At 35.9% G+C, this 1,548-nt stretch carries 2 protein-coding genes; both read left to right on the top strand.

Annotation, left to right across the window (positions count from 1 at the left end):
* Positions 1-86 precede the first annotated feature (86 nt).
* Complete coding sequence (locus QT992_RS33340) at positions 87-545, top strand: hypothetical protein (RefSeq protein ID WP_333322676.1); 459 nt, start codon at positions 87-89, stop codon at positions 543-545.
* Complete coding sequence (locus QT992_RS33335) at positions 542-1,495, top strand: glycoside hydrolase family 130 protein (RefSeq protein WP_333322678.1); 954 nt, start codon at positions 542-544, stop codon at positions 1,493-1,495. Before QT992_RS33340 ends, QT992_RS33335 begins: the two co-directional genes overlap by 4 nt.
* Positions 1,496-1,548: the final 53 nt, after the last annotated feature.

Genomic DNA, 1,548 nt, shown 5'->3' with positions numbered 1-1,548 from the left:
GAGTATTTCTACTTATTTCATAACTGAGATGCTCCCCGAATCATAAGCTTTTCTGTATTTAAAGATACAACTTGCCAAATTGTTATGTGATAAAGTTAAACTTGTGGAAACCTAAAAAAAACATAGATTGGAGTGTAATGATGTTACGCCATGTAATATCAGTTAGTTTAGCAATGACCGCCTGCGCAGCTCTTATGCCTACAAAGGCAAATGCTGCTACTTTCACACTTCTACCCGTTGGCTCTTTACAAAAAAGACCAGGTGACTCAATTGAATTTACATTAACATTCGATCCATCGGGAATTCCAAGTAATGATGGAAAAGTAAAGATCAGAAAAGTTGATGTGACTCCTACTTATGATGGTAGTGAGTTATCTTTTGATCCTAACCGAAGCTGGAGCCTTTCGTCCTATACATTGACCAATACAACAAATATAGCTAGTTTTTTCTTGACTGTTCTTCCAGGTGTTATAAAAGATGGAAATAGTGATTTCTTTGGGGTAAGTGTACAGTATGATTATAATACTGATCGGGGGGTAGAATGAAGAGAATTTATGTCAGTAATGCGTCAATAACAAGAGGATTTTCATCAAACTGCTTCAACCCATCTTTAGTATATTATCAAGGAGATTTATGGTTTTTTTATCGTTATCGGTTTAAACGCAGCGAACTGTTTAACAATATTGGTTTTGTGAAATTAGATTCTAATTTTAAACCTACTAGCAGGCACCAGACTCTTAAAATTCCAAAAGTTACAGAAAAAATTAAATCATGCAACGACCCTCGTGCATTTGTCTGGAAGGATAAATTGTACCTTTCGTGCCAACAAGATAGTTTTGTAAACAATACTTGGTCAACCTCAGTAGTATTAGGAAATGTAGACTTGAATAATGGTCAACTAGAGAATATTCACGTACCTAATTACGGTAAAAATTTCAACTACTGTATTACAGATGCACCACCTGCATTTGAAAGGAACTGGACTCCCTTAATAGTTGATAATGACTTTTACATAATTTATCGAATCAATCCTTTAACTGTAATAAAATTCTGCCCTCAACAACAAATTTGGACAGAAGTAGAAGTAACTCACAAGGATTCGATAATTCCATATCAAACTTACGTGTCGGGTGGGACACCTTTAATTCCATGGCGTGGGTCCGAGTACATCGGGCTATTTCATACTTATGTGAAGACAGATGAAGATCGACGTTTCTACTCTATGGGTTTTTACACTGTAGATGTAAATGAATGGCGTGTGACAAGTATTTCTCCTAAACCAATTCTGACTCCATGGAAAAACAAATGGAAAGATAGCAGACGACACATAGTGAAAAGGATGTTTGTAGAAACTCCCAGTTATGAGGTGGTATTTCCTGCAGGTATAATTGATTGTGGTAATGCCTGGGCTGTAAGTTATGGCTGGAATGACTGCCGTTGTTATATAGATATTTATGAAAAAAATATGGTTATTGAATCTTTAATACCTTGTTAGGCTGTGCGGCGAATCAAGGGAGCATCTCAGTTATGAAATAAGTAGAAATACTT

It is taken from the genome of Microcoleus sp. T3_D1 (assembly GCF_036700405.1).
In the GTDB taxonomy this organism is placed as follows: domain Bacteria; phylum Cyanobacteriota; class Cyanobacteriia; order Cyanobacteriales; family Microcoleaceae; genus Microcoleus.
The sequence above is the reverse complement of the archived record's forward strand: the minus strand, read 5'-3'. Positions and strand labels throughout refer to the sequence as shown.